We start from the raw sequence: 18,754 nt of genomic DNA, 5'->3' as shown, positions 1-18,754 counted from the left end.
GACTTGCCGCCTCCTTGGCGGCAGGCCGGAAGCGCGCCGATTTGCTGACTCGATTGCGGGCGCGCGAACCGGCCGGGGCCCTGACGCGTCGATGCGTCGTTCCCCGGCGGTTCACTACAAATGCGGCTAAAGAGGTCGTCAGCCGCGCACCTTCGACTCCGCGCCTCGCCGACACCATTTAGCCGCCCAGTCATATGGCATAAGGCGGAACGAATGGAATCGATCGGCATCGTCGCTCCACAGACCATGCACTTCGCCGAACCGCTGCGCTTGCAAAGCGGCAGCGTGATCGGCAACTATCAGCTCGTCGTCGAGACGTACGGCGAGCTCAACGCCGCGCGCTCGAACGCGGTGCTCGTCTGCCACGCGCTCAACGCGTCGCACCACGTCGCCGGCGTCTACGCGGACGATCCGCGCAGCACCGGCTGGTGGGACAACATGGTCGGCCCCGGCAAGCCGCTCGACACCAACCGCTTCTTCGTGATCGGCGTGAACAACCTCGGATCGTGTTTCGGCTCGACCGGCCCGATGAGCATCGATCCGTCGACCGGCACGCCGTACGGCGCACGCTTCCCGGTCGTCACCGTCGAAGACTGGGTGCACGCACAGGCGCGCGTCGCCGACGCATTCGGCATCGAGCGCTTCGCCGCCGTGATGGGCGGCAGCCTCGGCGGGATGCAGGCGCTCGCGTGGAGCCTGATGTATCCGGAGCGCGTCGCGCACTGCATCGACATCGCGTCGACGCCGAAGCTGTCCGCGCAGAACATCGCGTTCAACGAGGTCGCGCGCTCGGCGATCCTGTCCGATCCCGACTTCCACGGCGGCGACTATTACGCGCACGGTGTGAAGCCGAAGCGCGGCCTGCGCGTCGCGCGGATGATCGGCCACATCACGTACCTGTCCGACGACGACATGGCCGAGAAATTCGGCCGTGCGCTGCGCCGCGCGGACGGCGCGCTCGACGCGTACAACTTCAGCTTCGACGTCGAGTTCGAGGTCGAGTCGTACCTGCGCTACCAAGGCGACAAGTTCGCCGACTACTTCGACGCGAACACCTACCTGCTGATCACGCGCGCGCTCGACTACTTCGATCCGGCCAAGGCGTTCGACGGCAACCTGACGGCCGCGCTCGCGCACACGCAGGCGAAATACCTGATCGCGAGCTTCTCGACCGACTGGCGCTTCGCGCCGGCGCGTTCGCGCGAGATCGTGAAGGCGCTGCTCGACAACAAGCGCACGGTCAGCTACGCGGAAATCGACGCGCCGCACGGCCACGACGCGTTCCTGCTCGACGACGCGCGCTATCACAACCTGCTCCGCGCGTATTACGAACGAATCGCCATCGAGGTAGGGGCATGAACCAGCAAGCACTGAATTCCCTGTCCGCCCGCGCGGACTTCCGCGCGATCGCCCGCTGGGTCGAACCGCGCGCGAGCGTGCTCGACCTCGGCTGCGGCGACGGCTCGCTGCTGTCGCTGCTGTCGGAAGAACTCGACGTGTCCGGCTACGGGATCGAGCTGAACGACGCAGGCGTGCTCGCCAGCGCGAAGAACGGGATCAACGTGATCCAGCAGAACCTCGAGGACGGCCTGCGCCTGTTCGAGGATCACAGCTTCGATTTCGCGATCCTGTCGCAAACACTTCAGACGATCCACCAGACGGCCGCGATCCTGCGCGAAACCGCGCGCGTCGGGCGCGAATGCATCGTGTCGTTCCCGAACTTCGGCTACTGGGCGCACCGGTTGTCGGTGCTGCGCGGCCGGATGCCGGTGTCGAAGTCGCTGCCTTACCAGTGGCACAACACGCCGAACGTCCGGGTGCTGACGATCAAGGATTTCGAGGCGCTCGCACCGGAAGTCGGCGTCACGATCCTCGATCGCATCGTGCTGCACGAAGGCCAGCCGATTCGATGGGGAGCGAACTGGCGTGGTAGTCTTGCTGTCTACCGCGTCAAGCGCAGCTGAGCCGGGGCCGTTGACGGATGATCCGGCCCGCACCCGCGTGCGGCCGCCCCTCCAGTGCCGCCCGCGCCGCCTGCGCTGCCGCCGCCATCAGTCAACGCTACCCAGTTTCCGTCCATGTCCAAAACGCCACACGAGGCGCCCGCACTCACCGCTCACGAGGATCACCCCGGCTGGCGCGCCTATCTGAACACGCACATGCTGATCTGCGTGTTCCTGGGCTTCACGTCGGGGCTGCCCCTGTTCACGCTCGTCTACCTCGTGCAGGCATGGCTGCGCTCCGAGGGCGTGAACCTGAAGGAAATCGGTCTGTTCGCGCTGATCCAGTTCCCGTATACGTGGAAGTTCCTGTGGGCGCCGCTGATGGACCGCTACATCCCGCGCCTGCCCGGCTGGCGGCCGGGCCGCCGGCGCGGCTGGATGCTGCTCACGCAGGTGCTGGTCGCCGGCGCGATCGCCGCGCTCGGCTTCGTGTCGCCGCGCGACTCGATCTGGACGGTCGCCGCGCTCACGACGCTCGTCGCGTTCTTCGGCGCAAGCTCCGACATCGTGATCGACGCCTATCGCCGCGAACTGCTGCGCGACACCGAGCAAGGCCTCGGCAACGCGGTGCACGTGAACGCATACAAGCTCGCCGCGCTGATCCCCGGCTCGCTGGCGCTGATCCTGTCCGACCACATGCCGTGGGACGCCGTGTTCGCGCTCACCGGCGCGTTCATGCTGCCGGGCATCCTGATGACGCTGCTCGTGCGTGAACCGGAAGTCGTCGGCACGCCGCCGCGCAACCTGCGCGACGCGATCGTGCTGCCGTTCCGCGAATTCATCCAGCGCGACGGCTGGAGCGGCGCGCTGCTCGTCATCGCGTTCATCTTCCTGTTCAAGATCGGCGACACGATGGCCACCACGCTGTCGACGTCGTTCTTCCTCGACATCGGCTTCACGCGCACCGAGATCGGCATCGTCGCGAAGACCACCGCGCTCGTCGCGAGCGTCGCCGGCGGCATCATCGGCGGCGTCTGGCTCGTGAAGATCGGGATCGGCCGCGGGCTGTGGATCTTCGGCGCGCTGCAGATGGTGTCGACGCTCGGCTTCGCGTGGCTCGCGCAACTCGGCCCCGGCTCGCCGGTGCTCGCCATGCTGTACGACTTCACGGTATCGACGAGCCACGCGCTCGCGGCGGCGCTGTCCGTGTTCGGCGTCGCGGTCACGCCGCAATTCAGCCCGATGACGGTCGCGCTCGCGATCGTCTACGGCGTCGAAACCTTCACGACCGGCCTGACGATGGCCGCGTTCGTCGCGTATATCGCGAGCACGACCGATCCGCGCTACACGGCCACGCAGTTCGCGCTGTTCACGAGCCTCGCGTCCGTGCCGCGCACCCTCGCATCGGCCGCGAGCGGCTTCATCGTCGCGAAGATCGGCTGGTTCGACTACTTCATCGTGTGCACCGCGCTCGCGATCCCCGGCATGCTGCTGCTGTTCAAGATCGCGCCGTGGAACGGCACCGCGCGCAACGGCGAGGCCAGCCGTGCGCAATGATCGACTGCATCGCGTGGCGCGCGTCGCCGCCGCGCTGGGCGTCGGCTTCGCGACGCTCGGCGCGGCGGGAAGCGCTCATGCGTCCGACACCGTTGCGGCCGTGGCCGGCTCCGCGCCCGCTGCCCCGGCATCGCCGTCCACGCCGGCGGCATCCGCTCCACCGCCTGCAGCCGAAGCCGCGCAGCCGACCGGCGCCGCCGTGCCCGCGAAAGCCTATACGCCGACGCCGCAGCAGGTTCGCTACGGCAACGCGATCGCGTTCCGCACGCTGATCCCGTCGCCGCTGCTCGAACAACTCACCGCGAACGAATACGCGCAGATCGTCCAGACCGCCGCCGACAGCGACCGCCTGCTGCCCGCGAACCAGCCGCGCGTGAAGCGGCTGCGCGCGATCGTCATGAAGCTCGCGCCGTATTCGGTGAAGTGGAACGATCGTGTGAAGAGCTGGGCGTGGGACGTCAACGTGATCCGTTCGCGCGACATCCGCATCACCTGCCTGCCGGGCGGCAAGGTGCTCGTGTACGGCGGGCTGCTCGATCGCGTCCGCCTGAACGACGACGAGTTCGGCGTGCTGATCGCACACGGCATCGCGCATGCGCTGCGCGAACACGCGCGCAGCAATTTCAGCGCGACGTCGCAAACGTCGCTGCGCGCGGCCACGCTGCCGCCGCTGTTCGGCGTCGGCGATCCGCTGCCGCAGGCGCTGAACCTCGGCGAACGCCTGCAGACGCTCCGCTACGACCCGACCGACGAAACCGAAGCCGACGTGATCGGCGGCGACATCGCCGCCCGCGCGGGCTTCGATCCGCGCGCGGCGATCACGCTGTGGGACAAGCTCGCGGCGGCGACGCGCACGAACAAGACGTCGGGCTTCATCTACATGCATCCGTACAGCGCCGCGCGGCGGCAGGATCTGCTGAACCGCCTGCCGGACCTGATGCCGCTGTATGCGAAGGCGACGGCCAAACGCGTCGACACGCTGCCCGACTACGCGGGCATCAGCGCGCAGCGGCGCAAGGTCGTGCGGCGCTGAGCGCCGCACCCGGCGGCCTCCCGTCGGGAATCGCCGGCACGCATCACCGGCGCACGAGGCCAGGCGCTACGCGCCGACTTGCGACTCGACCGGCCGGCTGCCGCTTTCTCGCATCCAGCGGACTTCGTCTCCCGGGCTGCGGCCGAACAGCCGCTTGAACTCGCGGCTGAACTGCGACGCGCTCGCATAGCCGACCCGTGCCGACGCCGCACCCGCACCGACACCGTCCTGCACCATCATCAACCGCGCCTGGTGCAGGCGAGCGGCCTTCACATACTGCATCGGCGACGTCGCCGTCACGTGCTTGAACTGCGCGTGGAACACCGCAACGCTCATCCCGGCCTCGCGCGCGAGCGTCTCGACGTCGAGATCGGCCTTCAGGTCCGCATGGATGCGCCGCAGCGCCTTCGCGATGCGGCCGAAATGATGCTGCTGGACGAGCGCCGCCCGAATCGCATCGCCCTGCGCCCCCGTCAGCACGCGGTATGCGATCTCGCGCATGATCGCCGGCCCGAGCACGCACGTGTCGTGCGGCGACGCGAGCGCTTCGAGCAGCCGCACCACCGCGTCGGCGAGCGGCGCATCGAGCGGCGTCGAATAGACGCCGTGCGGCTCGCTGACCGCAGCACCCAGCGTCTCGTCGAGCAGGATCGCGAGCTCGGCGATCACCGCGAGATCGACGCGGATCGAGATCGCGAGAAACGGCTCGTCCATGCTCGCGAAGGTCTCGCATTCGAACGGCAGCGGCACCGACAGCACGAGATACTGCTGCGCGTCGTAGACGAACGAGCGATCGCCGAGATAGCCGAGCTTGCGGCCCTGGCACACGACGATGATGCTCGGTTCGTACAGCACCGGCATACGCGGCACCGGGCGGCTCACGCGGAAGAAGCGCACGCCGTCGAGCGCCGCCAGCGTATCGCCCTCGTTCGGCGCGAGGCGCGCGTGCAGCTCGATCATGCGGCGCCGCACACGCTCGCCCGTGTCGTCGAAAAGGGGTTGGAAGCTCACGGGCGTCGTCCTGTCCGGCAAGAGAATCAGGCTCGCAATGTAGCACCTTGAAAGCGTTTTGACGGCCGTTCGCGTGCAATTCGAGAGGAATAGGCAAATCTTCGAGACCTTCGTGTATTTCGCCGAAGCGGCCCGCTCCTTACGATGGGCACCTGTCTCGCCGCGTCGCCACATGATGCGGCGGCAGTCTGATTCGCCGGACGTTTTCCCGGACAAGGAGCCCCCTGCATGAGCACAACTTACGCTTACGCGGCGACCGACGCGCGCTCGCCGCTCGCCCCGTTCGAATTCCAGCGCCGCGCGCTGCGCGACCTCGACGTCCAGATCGAGGTGCTCTACTGCGGCGTCTGCCACTCGGACCTGCACCAGGCCCGCAACGAATGGCGCAACACGATCTACCCGGTCGTGCCGGGCCATGAAATCGTCGGCCGCGTGACCGCGACCGGCCCGCAAGTGTCGCGCTTCAAGGTCGGCGAGCTGGTCGGCGTGGGCTGTCTCGTCGATTCGTGCCGCACCTGCCCGAGCTGCGCAGAAGGCCTCGAGCAGTATTGCGAGAACGGCTTCGTCGGCACCTACAACGGCCAGGATCGCGTGACCGGCGACGTCACGTACGGCGGCTATTCGACGCAGCTCGTCGTCGACGAGGCGTTCGTGCTGCGCGTGCCCGAGACGCTCGACCCGGCCGGTGCCGCGCCGCTCCTGTGCGCGGGGATCACGACCTATTCGCCGCTGCGCCAGTGGAACGTCGGCCCCGGCAAGAAGGTCGGCATCGTCGGCCTCGGCGGGCTCGGCCACATGGGCGTGAAGCTCGCGCGCGCGATGGGCGCGCACGTCGTGCTGTTCACGACGTCGCCGTCGAAGATCGAGGACGGCAAGCGTCTCGGCGCGCATGACGTGGTGATCTCGAAGGACGAAGCGCAGATGAACGCGCACCTGAACAGCTTCGACTTCATCCTGAACACGGTCGCCGCGCAGCACGACCTGAACCCGTTCCTGCACCTGCTGAAGCGCGACGGCACGATGACGCTCGTCGGCGCGCCGGAGCACGACCATCCGTCGCCGCAGGTGTTCAACCTGATCTTCAAGCGCCGCCGCCTCGCGGGCTCGCTGATCGGCGGGATCGCGGAAACGCAGGAAATGCTCGACTTCTGCGCGGAGCACGGCATTACGTCGGATATCGAAACGATTCCGATGCAGCAGATCAATGCCGCTTACGAGCGGATGCTGAAGAGCGACGTGAAGTACCGGTTCGTGATCGACATGGCATCGATCAAGCAGTAAGCGACGCACCAAACGAAACGGGGCCGCATGTTCGACATGCGGCCCCGTTTTGCGTCCGGCGACCGGACGACTCGGCAGCGACGCGCATCGCGTCGCGCCGACGCTCACTTCTTGTAGTCGTAATCCACCGTCAGCGGCGCGTGATCGCTGAACTTGATGTCCTTGAAGATCGACGTGCGCTTCGCGGTGCCGGCCACGCCCGGCGTCGCGATCTGGTAATCGATCCGCCACCCGACGTTCTTCGCGTACGCCTGGCCGCGGTTGCTCCACCACGTGTACTGCTCGGGGCGCGGATCGAGCGTGCGGAACACGTCGACGTAGCCGACATCGTCGAACAGCTGCGTGAGCCACGCGCGCTCTTCCGGCAGGCAGCCCGAATTCTTCTGGTTGCTCTTCCAGTTCTTGATGTCGATTTCCTTGTGCACGATGTTCACGTCGCCGCACAGGATCACCTCGCGCTTCTTCTTCAACTCGGCGAGGTGCGGCATGAACTCGTCCATGAAACGGTACTTCGCCTGCTGGCGCTCTTCGCCGCTCGAGCCGGACGGCACGTACACCGACACGACCGACAGCTTGCCGTAGCGCGCCTCGACGTAGCGCCCCTCGGAATCGAATTCGCTGCTGCCGAAGCCGATGATCACGTCATCGGGCTCGTGGCGGCTGTACACGCCCGCGCCGCTGTAGCCCTTCTTCTCGGCGTGGTGGAAGTAGCTCCTGAAGCCGTGCGGCTCGACGAATTCGGTCGGCAGGTCGTCGGCCGATACCTTGATTTCCTGCACGCACACACAGTCGGCCTTCTGTTCGCCGAGCCATTCGAAGAAGCCCTTCTTCGCGGCGGAGCGGATGCCGTTCAGGTTGGCGGTAATCACTCGCATCATGTCGGGTTCCGTTGTTCAGTTCAGTTCGATTGGTTACAGGATCGCAGCCTAGCGGATCTTCACGCCTTCGAGTTCCGGCTTCGGCGGCGGGAATTCGAGCTTCATGTCGGTCATCGTGCGCAGCAGCAGCTCGGCGATCATCACGTTGCGGTGCGTCTTCGAATCCGCCGGGATCACGTACCACGGCGCATGCTCGGCCGACGTCGCGGCGAGCGCATCGCGGTACGCCGACTGGTATGCCTCCCAGTGCTTGCGCGCGTCGAGATCGGATATGTCGAACTTCCAGTGCTTGGTCGGATCGTCGATGCGCGCCTGCAGCCGCTCGCGCTGCTCGTCCTTCGAGATGTGCAGGAAGCACTTGACGATCGTCGTGCCGTTCTCGAACAGCATCGTCTCGAAATCGCGGATCTGCCGGTAGCGGCGCTCGCATTCCTTGCCGTCGATCGCGCCGATCACGCGCGGCACGAGCACGTCTTCGTAGTGGCTGCGGTTGAAGATCGCGAGCTCGCCTGCGGCCGGCACCTGCGCATGCACGCGCCACAGGAAATCGTGCGCGGCCTCGATCGGCGTCGGCGCCTTGAACGACACGACGCGCAGGCCGAGCGGATCGACCTCGCGGAACACGGCGCGCACGGTGCCGTCCTTGCCGCTGGTATCCATCCCCTGCAGCACGAGCAGCACGCGCTTCTGCTGCTGCGTGTGCAGGCGCTCCTGCTGGACGTCGAGCTCGGTCGACACGGCGGACAGCCGTTCGCGGTCGGCGTCCTTCGACCCCGACGAAAACGGCTTCGCGGCCGGATCGAACGCATCGAGCTTGAATGCGGCAGCTTCCTTCTCGCGCGTGCTGTACGGCACGCGGAAATCGTCGAGCGACGGTTGTTTCGCCATTCGTTCCTCCGTTGGACGGTGCGATGCACACGCGCACACGATAACGCATGCACCAAAGCGACGGGCCGCCCCGAACAGGTTCGGCGGCGGCCCGTCGTCAGGCGCGGTTCAGGCGCGCGGCCATGTTCAGCCGAGTTTCTTCTTCAGCAGCTCGTTGACCTGCTGCGGGTTGGCCTTGCCCTTGGTCGCCTTCATCGCCTGGCCGATCAGCGCGTTGAACGCCTTTTCCTTGCCCGCGCGGAATTCCTCGACCGACTTCGCGTTCGCGGCGAGCACCTCGTCGATGATCGCTTCCAGCGCGCCGGTGTCGGAAATCTGCTTCAGGCCCTTCGCGTCGATGATGCGGTCGGCCGCGGCTTCGTCGGTCGCCTTCTCGTCCCAGATCGTCGCGAAGATTTCCTTCGCGATCTTGTTCGAGATCGTGCCGTCGGCGATGCGCTGCAGCACCAGCGCAAGCTGCGCGGCCGAAACCGGAATCGCGTCGATGTCGATGCCGTCGCGGTTCAGCTGCGACGACACGTCGCCCATCAGCCAGTTCGCGGCGATCTTCGCGTTCGCGGCGCCGGCCTTCGCGACGACGGCCTCGAAGTACGCGGCCATCGCCTTGCTCGACGTCAGCACGCCCGCGTCGTACGCGGACACGCCGTACTGCTCGACGAAGCGCTGCTGCATCGCGGCCGGCAGTTCGGGCATGCCGGCCTGCACGCGCTCGACCCAGTCCCGGCCGATCACGAGCGGCATCAGGTCGGGGTCGGGGAAGTAGCGGTAATCGTGCGCGTCTTCCTTGCTGCGCATCGAGCGCGTCTCGCGCTTGTCCGGATCGTAGAGGCGTGTTTCCTGCACGACTTCGCCGCCGTCCTCGATCAGCTCGATCTGGCGACGGACTTCGTAGTTGATCGCTTCCTCGAGGAACCGGAACGAGTTCAGGTTCTTGATCTCGGCGCGCGTGCCGAACTTTTCCTGGCCGACCGGACGCACCGACACGTTCGCGTCGCAGCGGAACGAGCCTTCCTGCATGTTGCCATCACAGATGCCGAGCCACACGACGAGCGCGTGCAGCGACTTCGCATACGCGACGGCCTCGGCCGCACTGCGCATTTCCGGCTCGGTGACGATCTCGAGCAGCGGCGTGCCCGCACGGTTCAGGTCGATCCCCGTCATCCCGGCAAAGTCTTCATGCAACGACTTGCCCGCATCTTCCTCGAGGTGCGCGCGGGTCAGGTTGACGGTCTTTTCGTACGCTTCCTTGCCGGCCTTTTCGTTGGCGGGCACCTGGATCGTGATCTGGCCGCCCTGCACGACCGGAATCTCGTACTGGCTGATCTGATAGCCCTTCGGCAGATCGGGGTAGAAGTAATTCTTGCGCGCGAAGATGCTGCGCGGCGCGATGGTCGAGCCGATCGCGAGGCCGAAGCGGATCGCCCGCTCGACCGCGCCGCGGTTCAGCACCGGCAGCACGCCCGGCAGCGCCAGGTCGACCGGGCAAGCCTGCGTGTTCGGCTCGGCGCCGAACTGCGTCGACGCGCCCGAGAAAATCTTCGAGACGGTCGACAGTTGCGCGTGCGTCTCGAGACCGATGACGACTTCCCATTGAGTAGCCATATGCTTACACCCCTGCCGGAACTTGCTTGTGCCAGTCGGTCGCGCGCTGGAACGCGTCGGCGACCTGCAGCATCCGGGCTTCGTTGAAATAGTTGCCGATGATCTGCAGACCGACCGGGCGCTTCGCGTTCGCGCCGGCGCCGAAGCCGCACGGCACGCTCATGCCGGGAAGACCGGCGAGGCTCACCGACAGCGTGTAGATATCCGCGAGATACATCTGCACCGGATCGTCGCCCTTCGCGCCGAGATCCCATGCGACCGTCGGCGACGCCGGGCCCATGATCACGTCGCAGGACTTGAACGCTTCCTGGAAATCGTTCGCGATGATGCGGCGGATCTTCTGCGCCTGCAGGTAGTACGCGTCGTAGTAGCCGTGCGACAGCACGTAGGTGCCGACCAGGATCCGGCGCTTCACCTCGGGGCCGAAGCCTTCGGCGCGCGACTTCTTGTACATGTCGAGCAGGTCGCCGTACTGCGCGGCGCGGTGGCCGAAGCGCACGCCGTCGAAACGCGACAGGTTCGACGACGCCTCGGCCGGCGCGATCACGTAGTACACGGGGATCGACAGTTCCGTCTTCGGCAGCGACACCGGCACGAGCGTCGCGCCGAGCGCTTCATATTGCTTGAGCGCCGCGTCGATCGACGCGCGCACGTCGTCGGCCAGGCCATCGCCGAAATACTCGTTCGGCAGGCCGATACGCAGCCCCGCGAGCGGCTTGCCCGCATCGTTGCCGGCCGCCCACGGCTGGCCGAGGTGGCGCGTGAAATCCTCGTCGTCGCGCTCGAGGCTCGTCGAGTCGCGCTCGTCGAAGCCGGCCATCGCGTTCAGCAGCAGCGCGCAGTCGGACGCGCTCTGCGCCATCGGGCCGCCCTGGTCGAGCGACGACGCGAACGCGATCATCCCGTAGCGCGACACGCGGCCATAGGTCGGCTTGATGCCCGTCACGCCCGCGAACGACGCGGGCTGGCGGATCGAGCCGCCGGTGTCGGTGCCGGTCGCGGCCGGCGCGAGGCGCGCGGCGACGGCGGCCGAGCTGCCGCCCGAGCTGCCGCCCGGCACCGCGTTGGTATCCCACGGGTTCTTCACCGCGCCGAACGCGGAATTCTCGTTCGACGAGCCCATCGCGAACTCGTCCATGTTGGTCTTGCCGAGCGTGACCATGCCGGCCGCCTGCAGGCGGGCGACGACGGTCGCGTCGAACGGGCTCTCGTAGTTCGCGAGCATCTTCGAGCCGGCGGTCGAGCGCCAGCCGCGCGTGACGAACACGTCCTTGTGCGCGATCGGCAGGCCGGTCAGCGCGCCGCCCGCGCCGCGCGCGAGCTCGGCGTCGGCGGCCTTCGCCTGCGCAAGGGTGAGGTCGGCATCGACATGGACGAACGCGTTCAGGTCGCGTGCCGCGTCGATCCGTTTCAGGTAGAGCTGCGCGAGCTCGACGGCCGAGCATTCCTTGGCGGCGAGCGCGGCGCGCAGTTCGGTCAGGCTTTTTGCGTGCATTGAGTGGTTTTCCTGGGAATTCTGGGTGGCGCGCGGCGCAAGCCGGCCGGCGCGCTTCTCATCGAATGCTTACTCGATCACCTTCGGCACGAGATAGAGGCCGTCCTGGACGGCCGGCGCCGGACGCTGGTTGTCGTCGCGATTGACGACTTCCGTCACGGCGTCGTCGCGCAGGCGCTGCGCGACTTCCTGGATCTGTTCGATCGGGTGGGCGAGCGGCGCGATGCCGGCGGTATCGACCGCCTGCATCTGCTCGACGAGGCCGAAGAATTCATTGAGCTGGCCGAGCGTATGCTCGGCGTCGGCGTCGGCCATTTCGAGTCGCGCCAGGTGCGCGATGCGTTTCACATCGGTCAGGGTCAGGGCCATGCGATCACCGGAAAAACAAGGCTGCGCAGCACATCGAAAACCGCGCTGCGGCGGGGGGTTGGAGGGTACGATCCCACCCTCAAAAATCGGGGCCGAAGCGGCAAAAATACCGTCCGTTTCGATTCAAATACCGCGAAATTATAAGGTATCATTACGCGTTCGACCCAAACCCGGCAGCCTTTTCCCGCACCGTTTCGCCCCGCTTCGGCAAGCCGTGCGTGCTTCGTGCGATTCCCGGTAGACATCACTCGCAGCTTCGTGCGCCGCGGCGGCCGCTTCCGCCACGCTTCCCGAGGCTGTTATTTTTTCCGCTGCCCGCCCTCAGCGTTCGCTATGCAGGGCCGGCCCAGAGCGAAACAGGATTCTGAATGTTCGGTTTTTTGCGCAGCTACTTCTCCAACGATCTGGCGATCGACCTCGGCACCGCAAACACCCTGATCTACATGCGCGGCAAGGGCATCGTGCTCGATGAGCCGTCGGTCGTGTCGATCCGCCAGGAAGGCGGCCCCAACGGCAAGAAGACGATCCAGGCAGTCGGCAAGGAAGCCAAGCAGATGCTCGGCAAGGTGCCGGGCAACATCGAGGCGATCCGCCCGATGAAGGACGGCGTGATCGCCGACTTCACCGTCACCGAGCAGATGATCAAGCAGTTCATCAAGACGGCGCACGAGTCGCGCATGTTCTCGCCGTCGCCGCGCATCATCATCTGCGTGCCGTGCGGCTCGACCCAGGTCGAGCGCCGCGCGATCAAGGAAGCCGCGCACGGCGCCGGCGCATCGCAGGTCTACCTGATCGAGGAGCCGATGGCGGCCGCGATCGGCGCGGGCCTGCCAGTGTCGGAAGCCACCGGCTCGATGGTCGTCGACATCGGCGGCGGCACCACGGAAGTCGGCGTGATCTCGCTCGGCGGCATCGTCTACAAAGGCTCGGTGCGCGTCGGCGGCGACAAGTTCGACGAGGCGATCGTCAACTACATCCGCCGCAACTACGGGATGCTGATCGGCGAGCAAACGGCCGAAGCGATCAAGAAGGAAATCGGCTCCGCGTTCCCGGGCTCCGAAGTCAAGGAAATGGAAGTGAAGGGCCGCAACCTGTCGGAAGGCATTCCGCGCAGCTTCACGATCTCCAGCAACGAAATCCTCGAAGCACTGACCGATCCGCTGAACCAGATCGTGTCGTCGGTGAAGATCGCCCTCGAGCAGACGCCGCCGGAACTCGGCGCCGACATCGCCGAGCGCGGGATGATGCTGACGGGCGGCGGTGCACTGCTGCGCGACCTCGACCGCCTGCTCGCGGAAGAAACCGGCCTGCCGGTGCTCGTCGCCGAAGATCCGCTCACCTGCGTCGTACGCGGTTCGGGCATGGCGCTCGAACGCATGGACAAGCTGGGCAGCATCTTCTCGTACGAGTGATCGACGAGTGGTCGCCTAAGCAGTCCCGTTTGATATGACGCACCCGCGGCGTGGCCGGATCGCTCGTTCAGAACGAACCGCCACGCCGTTCGCGCGTCTGAGCATTATTTAACCGATCGCCACGCGCCCGGCGCCGACCATGGAATACAGTCCGCCGCCCCTCTTCAAGCAAGGTCCGCCCGCGCTCGCGCGGCTCATCTTCTTCGTCGCCCTCGCCATCGCGCTCCTCGTATCGGACGCGCGCTTCAGCACGCTCGAAATCGTCCGCGGCGTGCTCGGCACCGTGCTGTACCCGCTGCAGCGCGCGGCGCTCGTGCCGCGCGACCTGTTCATGGGCGCGGCCGACATCGCCGTCACCGGCGCATCGCTGCGCCACGAGAACGACGCGCTGCGCAAGCGCAACCTGCAGCTGTCCACGCAGGCCAACCAGGCCGCGGTGCTCGCGCAGGAGAACACGCATCTGCGCGCGGTGCTCGAACTGCGCCAGCACATCGCGACGCATTCGACGCCGGTCGAGATCCAGTACGACACCAGCGACCCGTTCACGCAGAAAATCGTGATCGGGCAGGGTTCGCAGCAGGGCATCCAGAACGGCGCGCCGGTCGTCAGCGAGGACGGCGTGATCGGCCAGGTCACGCGCGTGTTCCCGCTGCAGGCCGAAGTCACGCTGATCACCGACCGCGATCTCGCGATTCCCGTGCAGGTGCTGCGCACCGGCCTGCGCAGCGTGATCTACGGCACGCCGAAGGGCGATTCGCTCGACCTGCGCTTCGTGCCGACGAGCTCGGACCTCGTCGCGGGCGACGAACTCGTCACGAGCGGCCTCGATGGCGTCTATCCGCCGGGCCTGCCGGTCGCGAAGGTCGCGAAGGTCGACAAGCTCGCCGATACCGCGTTCGCGCGCGTGACCTGCGCGCCGGTCGCCGCCGTGCGCGGCGCGCGCCAGATGCTCGTGCTGCATTACCAGAACGATGTCCCGCCGCGCCCGGCCGAGCCCGAGCCGGCCGACAAGAACGCGAAGGGCAAGAAAGGCGCCAAGGCCGCCGCGAAGAGCGAGAAGGCCGACAAGGCGGACGCGAACGCGAAACCGGCCGCCGCGGCTGCGCCCGGCGCGAAACCGGCGCCGACGGCACCCGCTGCGCCTGCCGCCCCCGCCGCGCCTGCCAAGCCCGCCGCCGCGCCCGCGAAGCCCGCGGCCGGGCAACCAGGAGCCCAGCGATGAACCGCCCGCAATACATCCTGCAGCCGGTCAACCCGTACTTCATCGTCTTCAGCCTCGCCGCCGCGTTCCTGCTGAACCTGATGCCGTGGGGCCGCCTGCCCGGCGTGCCCGACTTCGTCGCGCTCGTGCTGCTGTTCTGGAACATCCACCAGCCGCGCAAGGTCGGAATGGGCGTCGCGTTCGCGCTCGGCATCCTGATGGACGTGCATGACGCGGGGCTGCTCGGCGAGCATGCGCTCGCCTATACGCTGCTGTCGTACGGCGCGATCACGATCCACCGCCGCGTGCTGTGGATGCCGATCGGCGTGCAGGTGCTGTACGTCACGCCGCTGCTCGTCGTCGCGCAGCTGGTGCCGTTCGTGATCCGCCTCGTGATGGGCGCCGCGTTTCCCGGCTGGCGCTATCTGGTGGACGGCTTCGTCGAGGCCGCGCTGTGGCCGATCGCGAGCCACCTGCTGCTGATGCCGCAACGCCGCCCGGTCGACCCGGACGATACGCGCCCCATCTGAGCCGGACCGACCTTGAATACCCGCCGCCCCCACGCCCGCGCGCCGCGCTCCGGGGCGGCTCCTCGCCCGCGCGCGCGCCGCGCACGGGCCAGATCGATCGTAACCGCATGACCGAATTCAACGACACCCAACAGCAGCTCTCGAAGTTCCGCCTGCGCGTCGCGGCGGCGGGCGTGTTCGTGTTCGTCTGCTTCGGGCTGCTCGCGAGCCGCTTCTTCTACCTGCAGCTGATGCAGCACGGCAAATACGCGCTGCAGGCCGAGGAAAACCGCATCTCGGTCGCGCCGATCGTGCCGAACCGCGGGATCATCACCGACCGCAACGGCGTGGTCCTCGCGAAGAACTATTCGGCCTACACGCTCGAGATCACGCCGTCGAAGCTCAACGACACGCTCGACAACACGATCGACAAGCTGTCCGAGATCATCCCGATCGACGCGCGCGACCGCCGCCGCTTCAAGAAGCTGCAGGAAGACTCGAAGAACTTCGAGAGCCTGCCGATCCGCACGCGCCTCACCGACGCGGAAGTCGCGCGCTTCACCGCGCAGCGCTTCCGCTTTCCCGGCGTCGACGTGCGCGCGCGGCTGTTCCGCCAATACCCGCTCGGCATGACGGCCGCGCACGTGATCGGCTACATCGGCCGGATCTCGAAGCGCGACCAGGATCGCATCGATGCGATGAGCGACGACAACGACAGCGACCAGGAACACTACGATCCGCGTCGCGACGCGAACAACTACAAGGGCACCGACTACATCGGCAAGATCGGCGTCGAGCAGAGCTACGAAACCGAGCTGCACGGCCTCACGGGCTTCGAGGAAGTCGAGGTGACGGCCGGCGGCCGGCCCGTGCGCACGCTGTCGCGCACGCAGGCGACGCCCGGCAACAACCTCGTGCTGTCGCTCGACATCGCGCTGCAGCAGGTCGCCGAGCAGGCGTTCGCCGGCAAGCGCGGCGCGCTCGTCGCGATCGAGCCGAATACGGGCGACGTGCTCGCGTTCGTGTCGTCGCCGAGCTTCGACCCGAACTCGTTCGTCGACGGCATCGACCAGCAGACCTGGGACGAACTGAACAACTCGTCCGACAAGCCGCTCCTGAACCGCCCGCTGCACGGCACCTACCCGCCCGGCTCGACGTACAAGCCGTTCATGGCGCTGGCCGGCCTGACGCTCGGCAAGCGCACGCCGGGCTGGGGCTTCCAGGATCCCGGCTACTTCACGTTCGGCGGGCACACGTTCCGCAACGACGTGCGCTCGGGCCAGGGCTGGGTCGACATGAACAAGGCGATCATGGTGTCGAACGACACCTACTTCTACATGCTCGCGCGCGATCTCGGCGTGAACGCGATCGCGAACTTCATGAAGCCGTTCGGTTTCGGCCAGATCACCGGCATCGACATCCAGGGCGAGGCACGCGGGATCCTGCCGTCGACCGACTGGAAGAAGAAGGCGTTCAAGAAGGCCGCGCAGCAGAAGTGGTTCGACGGCGAGACGATCAGCCTCGGGATCGGCCAGGGCTACAACTCGTACACGATCCTGCAGCTCGCGCATGCCACCGCGACGCTCGCGAACAACGGCGTCGTGATGAAGCCCCACCTCGTGAAGGAAGTCGAGGATCCGATCACGCGCGGGCGCCACCTGACCGTGCCGAAGGAAAGCGAAACGATCCCGCTCAAGCAGGCCGACATCGATGTCGTGAAGCGCGGGATGGAGAACGTGATCGAGAACCCGTCCGGCACCGCGTACAAGGTGTTCCGCGGCGCGTCGTACCTCGCGGCCGGCAAGACCGGTACCGCGCAGGTGTTCTCGCTGCAGGGCTCGAACTACAAGGGCCACCTGCTCGCCGAGCACTTGCGCGACCACGCGCTGTTCATCGCGTACGCGCCGGTCGACCATCCGCAGATCGCGCTCGCGCTGGTCGTCGAGAACGGCGGCTGGGGCGCGCAGGCCGCGGGCCCGATCGCGCGCCGCGTGCTCGACTTCTACCTCGTCGAGCGCCAGAAACCGGAGAACGAGGCGGCCGCCGTCGCCGCCGCCGCGTCGGCGACCGAGCCGATCAGCGCACCGGTGATCGGCGATGCCTCGAAGGCCGTGTCCGTCGCGGCCGGCTTCAAGGCGCTGCCGCAGCCCGTCGTGCCGGCCGCGGCCAGCGCGGCGGATGCGGCATCGGCCGCGTCGGCGCCCGATGCGTCCGGTGCGGCCGGGGCAAGCGCGGCGCAGCCCGCCGACGCGAGCGCCGCGGCGCCGAGGGCCGCGAGCCTGCCGCCGATCCGGCGCCCGCACCGGCCGCGCCGGCCCGCCAGCGACGCGCAGCCGCTCGCCACTGCGCCGCGCGACGACAACTTCCGTGTCACGGCCTCCGCGAAAGCGGTGAACGCCGGCACCGCTCATTAACGGAGAAAGGCATGCAATTCGACAAGCGCGCCTGGCTCGACAAGATCAAGCAGATGTTCGCGGGCTTCGACCGCCCGCTCGCCCTCATCGTGTTCCTGCTGCTGTGCGTCGGCATCGTCACGCTGTACAGCGCGTCGATCGACATGCCGGGCCGCGTCGAGGATCAGCTGCGCAACATCCTGCTGACGTTCGTGCTGATGTGGGTGATCGCCAACATCCCGCCGACGACACTGATGCGCTTCGCGGTCCCGCTCTATACGTTCGGGGTCACGCTGCTGGTCGCCGTCGCGCTGTTCGGGATGACCAAGAAAGGCGCGAAGCGCTGGCTGAACGTCGGCGTCGTGATCCAGCCGTCGGAAATCCTCAAGATCGCGACACCGCTGATGCTCGCGTGGTACTACCAGCGCCGCGAAGGCGGGCTGCGCTGGTACGACTTCATCGCCGCGTTCGCGATCCTGCTGGTGCCGGTCGGCCTGATCGCGAAGCAGCCCGACCTCGGCACGGGCCTGCTCGTGTTCGCGGCGGGCTTCTTCGTGATCTACCTCGCGGGCCTGTCGTTCAAGCTGATCGTGCCGGTGCTCGTCGCGGGCGTGATCGCGGTCGGCTCGATCGCCGTGTTCGAAGAGCGCATCTGCCAGCCCGAAGTGCAGTGGCCGCTGATGCACGACTACCAGAAGCACCGCGTGTGCACGCTGCTCGACCCGACCTCCGACCCGCTCGGCAAGGGCTTCCATACGATCCAGGCCGTGATCGCGATCGGCTCGGGCGGCGCGCTCGGCAAGGGCTACCTGAAGGGCACCCAGGCCCACCTCGAATTCATTCCGGAGAAGCACACCGACTTCATCTTCGCGGTGTTCTCGGAAGAATGGGGGCTCGCCGGCGGCCTCGTGCTGCTGACGCTGTACATGGCGCTGATCGCACGCGGGCTCTATATCGCCGCGCAGGGCGCGACGCTGTTCGGCCGGCTGCTCGCAGGCTCGCTCACACTCGCGTTCTTCGTCTACGCGTTCGTCAACATCGGGATGGTGAGCGGCGTGCTGCCCGTCGTCGGCGTGCCGTTGCCGTTCATGAGTTACGGCGGCACCGCACTCGCGACGCTCGGTGTCGCGATCGGCATGATCATGAGCGTCGGGCGACAGCGGCGGCTGATGAAGAGCTGAC

At 67.1% G+C, this 18,754-nt stretch carries 16 protein-coding genes; 10 read left to right on the top strand and 6 right to left on the bottom strand.

The window, feature by feature from the left end; all coding sequences use genetic code 11:
- Positions 1-213 precede the first annotated feature (213 nt).
- The 4 genes from metX (at position 214) to U4Y91_RS33275 (ending at position 4,533) form a co-directional block, all read left to right on the top strand.
- Positions 214-1,359: a homoserine O-succinyltransferase MetX gene (metX, locus tag U4Y91_RS33290; protein ID WP_321808624.1), complete on the top strand. Its 1,146-nt coding sequence runs from the start codon at positions 214-216 to the stop codon at positions 1,357-1,359.
- Positions 1,356-1,964, top strand: coding sequence for a methionine biosynthesis protein MetW (metW, locus tag U4Y91_RS33285; protein WP_321808623.1), 609 nt, complete (start codon positions 1,356-1,358; stop codon positions 1,962-1,964). Before metX ends, metW begins: the two co-directional genes overlap by 4 nt.
- 114 nt (positions 1,965-2,078) lie before the next feature.
- On the top strand, positions 2,079-3,500 hold the full coding sequence (locus U4Y91_RS33280) for an AmpG family muropeptide MFS transporter (protein WP_321808622.1): 1,422 nt from the start codon (positions 2,079-2,081) through the stop codon (positions 3,498-3,500).
- Positions 3,490-4,533 (top strand): M48 family metallopeptidase, encoded by a 1,044-nt coding sequence (locus U4Y91_RS33275; protein ID WP_321808621.1) that lies wholly within the window; start codon positions 3,490-3,492, stop codon positions 4,531-4,533. The genes U4Y91_RS33280 and U4Y91_RS33275 overlap by 11 nt, the downstream gene beginning before the upstream one ends.
- Positions 4,534-4,599: 66 nt before the next feature.
- Here U4Y91_RS33275 and U4Y91_RS33270 read toward each other — a convergent pair whose 3' ends face one another.
- The gene (locus tag U4Y91_RS33270) at positions 4,600-5,544 is read right to left on the bottom strand and encodes an AraC family transcriptional regulator (RefSeq protein WP_321808620.1); all 945 of its coding nucleotides are present in this window, start codon (positions 5,542-5,544) and stop codon (positions 4,600-4,602) included.
- A gap of 228 nt (positions 5,545-5,772) precedes the next feature.
- On the opposite strand from U4Y91_RS33270, the gene U4Y91_RS33265 reads away from it, so the two are divergent.
- Positions 5,773-6,825 carry an NAD(P)-dependent alcohol dehydrogenase gene (locus U4Y91_RS33265; RefSeq protein WP_321808619.1) on the top strand — a complete coding sequence of 351 codons (1,053 nt, stop codon included), beginning with the start codon at positions 5,773-5,775 and terminating at the stop codon, positions 6,823-6,825.
- Between the two features lie 104 nt (positions 6,826-6,929).
- Here U4Y91_RS33265 and U4Y91_RS33260 read toward each other — a convergent pair whose 3' ends face one another.
- From U4Y91_RS33260 to gatC, 5 genes are all read right to left on the bottom strand, one after another.
- A complete protein-coding gene (locus U4Y91_RS33260) occupies positions 6,930-7,703 on the bottom strand; it encodes an exodeoxyribonuclease III (RefSeq protein WP_321808618.1) in 774 nt (257 codons plus the stop codon).
- Between the two features lie 48 nt (positions 7,704-7,751).
- Positions 7,752-8,591, bottom strand: coding sequence for a polyphosphate kinase 2 family protein (locus U4Y91_RS33255; protein WP_321808617.1), 840 nt, complete (start codon positions 8,589-8,591; stop codon positions 7,752-7,754).
- A gap of 126 nt (positions 8,592-8,717) precedes the next feature.
- Entirely contained in the window at positions 8,718-10,193 is a 1,476-nt protein-coding gene (gene gatB / locus U4Y91_RS33250) for an Asp-tRNA(Asn)/Glu-tRNA(Gln) amidotransferase subunit GatB (protein WP_321808616.1), read from the bottom strand.
- Positions 10,194-10,197: 4 nt separating this feature from the next.
- Entirely contained in the window at positions 10,198-11,688 is a 1,491-nt protein-coding gene (gene gatA / locus U4Y91_RS33245; protein ID WP_124486699.1) for an Asp-tRNA(Asn)/Glu-tRNA(Gln) amidotransferase subunit GatA, read from the bottom strand.
- 69 nt (positions 11,689-11,757) lie between these two features.
- Complete coding sequence (gene gatC, locus U4Y91_RS33240) at positions 11,758-12,057, bottom strand: Asp-tRNA(Asn)/Glu-tRNA(Gln) amidotransferase subunit GatC (RefSeq protein WP_006407213.1); 300 nt, start codon at positions 12,055-12,057, stop codon at positions 11,758-11,760.
- Between the two features lie 368 nt (positions 12,058-12,425).
- On the opposite strand from gatC, the gene U4Y91_RS33235 reads away from it, so the two are divergent.
- From U4Y91_RS33235 to rodA, 5 genes are all read left to right on the top strand, one after another.
- Positions 12,426-13,469, top strand: a complete 1,044-nt coding sequence (locus U4Y91_RS33235; protein WP_004189550.1) for a rod shape-determining protein — start codon at positions 12,426-12,428, stop codon at positions 13,467-13,469.
- 139 nt (positions 13,470-13,608) lie between these two features.
- Positions 13,609-14,691 (top strand): rod shape-determining protein MreC, encoded by a 1,083-nt coding sequence (gene mreC / locus U4Y91_RS33230; RefSeq protein ID WP_321808615.1) that lies wholly within the window; start codon positions 13,609-13,611, stop codon positions 14,689-14,691.
- Positions 14,688-15,200 (top strand): rod shape-determining protein MreD, encoded by a 513-nt coding sequence (gene mreD / locus U4Y91_RS33225; RefSeq protein ID WP_009687274.1) that lies wholly within the window; start codon positions 14,688-14,690, stop codon positions 15,198-15,200. The genes mreC and mreD overlap by 4 nt, the downstream gene beginning before the upstream one ends.
- A 107-nt stretch (positions 15,201-15,307) precedes the next feature.
- Positions 15,308-17,593 carry a penicillin-binding protein 2 gene (mrdA, locus tag U4Y91_RS33220; protein WP_321808614.1) on the top strand — a complete coding sequence of 762 codons (2,286 nt, stop codon included), beginning with the start codon at positions 15,308-15,310 and terminating at the stop codon, positions 17,591-17,593.
- A gap of 11 nt (positions 17,594-17,604) precedes the next feature.
- Positions 17,605-18,753: a rod shape-determining protein RodA gene (gene rodA, locus U4Y91_RS33215; protein ID WP_044847360.1), complete on the top strand. Its 1,149-nt coding sequence runs from the start codon at positions 17,605-17,607 to the stop codon at positions 18,751-18,753.
- The last annotated feature ends 1 nt before the right edge of the window (position 18,754 follow it).

The organism is Burkholderia sp. BCC1993, assembly GCF_905339865.1.
GTDB lineage: Bacteria > Pseudomonadota > Gammaproteobacteria > Burkholderiales > Burkholderiaceae > Burkholderia.
Note: the sequence above shows the minus strand (reverse complement) of the source record. Positions and strands in the feature narration are given on the sequence as shown.

Excerpts from the sequence above, each read along its gene's own strand:
- metX (WP_321808624.1), top strand. The coding sequence starts at position 214 with ATGGAATCGATCGGCATCGTCGCTCCACAGACCATGCACTTCGCCGAA.
- metW (WP_321808623.1), top strand. The coding sequence starts at position 1,356 with ATGAACCAGCAAGCACTGAATTCCCTGTCCGCCCGCGCGGACTTCCGC.
- U4Y91_RS33280 (WP_321808622.1), top strand. The coding sequence starts at position 2,079 with ATGTCCAAAACGCCACACGAGGCGCCCGCACTCACCGCTCACGAGGAT.
- U4Y91_RS33265 (WP_321808619.1), top strand. The coding sequence starts at position 5,773 with ATGAGCACAACTTACGCTTACGCGGCGACCGACGCGCGCTCGCCGCTC.
- U4Y91_RS33260 (WP_321808618.1), bottom strand. The coding sequence starts at position 7,703 with ATGATGCGAGTGATTACCGCCAACCTGAACGGCATCCGCTCCGCCGCG.
- U4Y91_RS33255 (WP_321808617.1), bottom strand. The coding sequence starts at position 8,591 with ATGGCGAAACAACCGTCGCTCGACGATTTCCGCGTGCCGTACAGCACG.
- gatB (WP_321808616.1), bottom strand. The coding sequence starts at position 10,193 with ATGGCTACTCAATGGGAAGTCGTCATCGGTCTCGAGACGCACGCGCAA.
- gatA (WP_124486699.1), bottom strand. The coding sequence starts at position 11,688 with ATGCACGCAAAAAGCCTGACCGAACTGCGCGCCGCGCTCGCCGCCAAG.
- gatC (WP_006407213.1), bottom strand. The coding sequence starts at position 12,057 with ATGGCCCTGACCCTGACCGATGTGAAACGCATCGCGCACCTGGCGCGA.
- U4Y91_RS33235 (WP_004189550.1), top strand. The coding sequence starts at position 12,426 with ATGTTCGGTTTTTTGCGCAGCTACTTCTCCAACGATCTGGCGATCGAC.
- mreC (WP_321808615.1), top strand. The coding sequence starts at position 13,609 with ATGGAATACAGTCCGCCGCCCCTCTTCAAGCAAGGTCCGCCCGCGCTC.
- mreD (WP_009687274.1), top strand. The coding sequence starts at position 14,688 with ATGAACCGCCCGCAATACATCCTGCAGCCGGTCAACCCGTACTTCATC.
- mrdA (WP_321808614.1), top strand. The coding sequence starts at position 15,308 with ATGACCGAATTCAACGACACCCAACAGCAGCTCTCGAAGTTCCGCCTG.
- rodA (WP_044847360.1), top strand. The coding sequence starts at position 17,605 with ATGCAATTCGACAAGCGCGCCTGGCTCGACAAGATCAAGCAGATGTTC.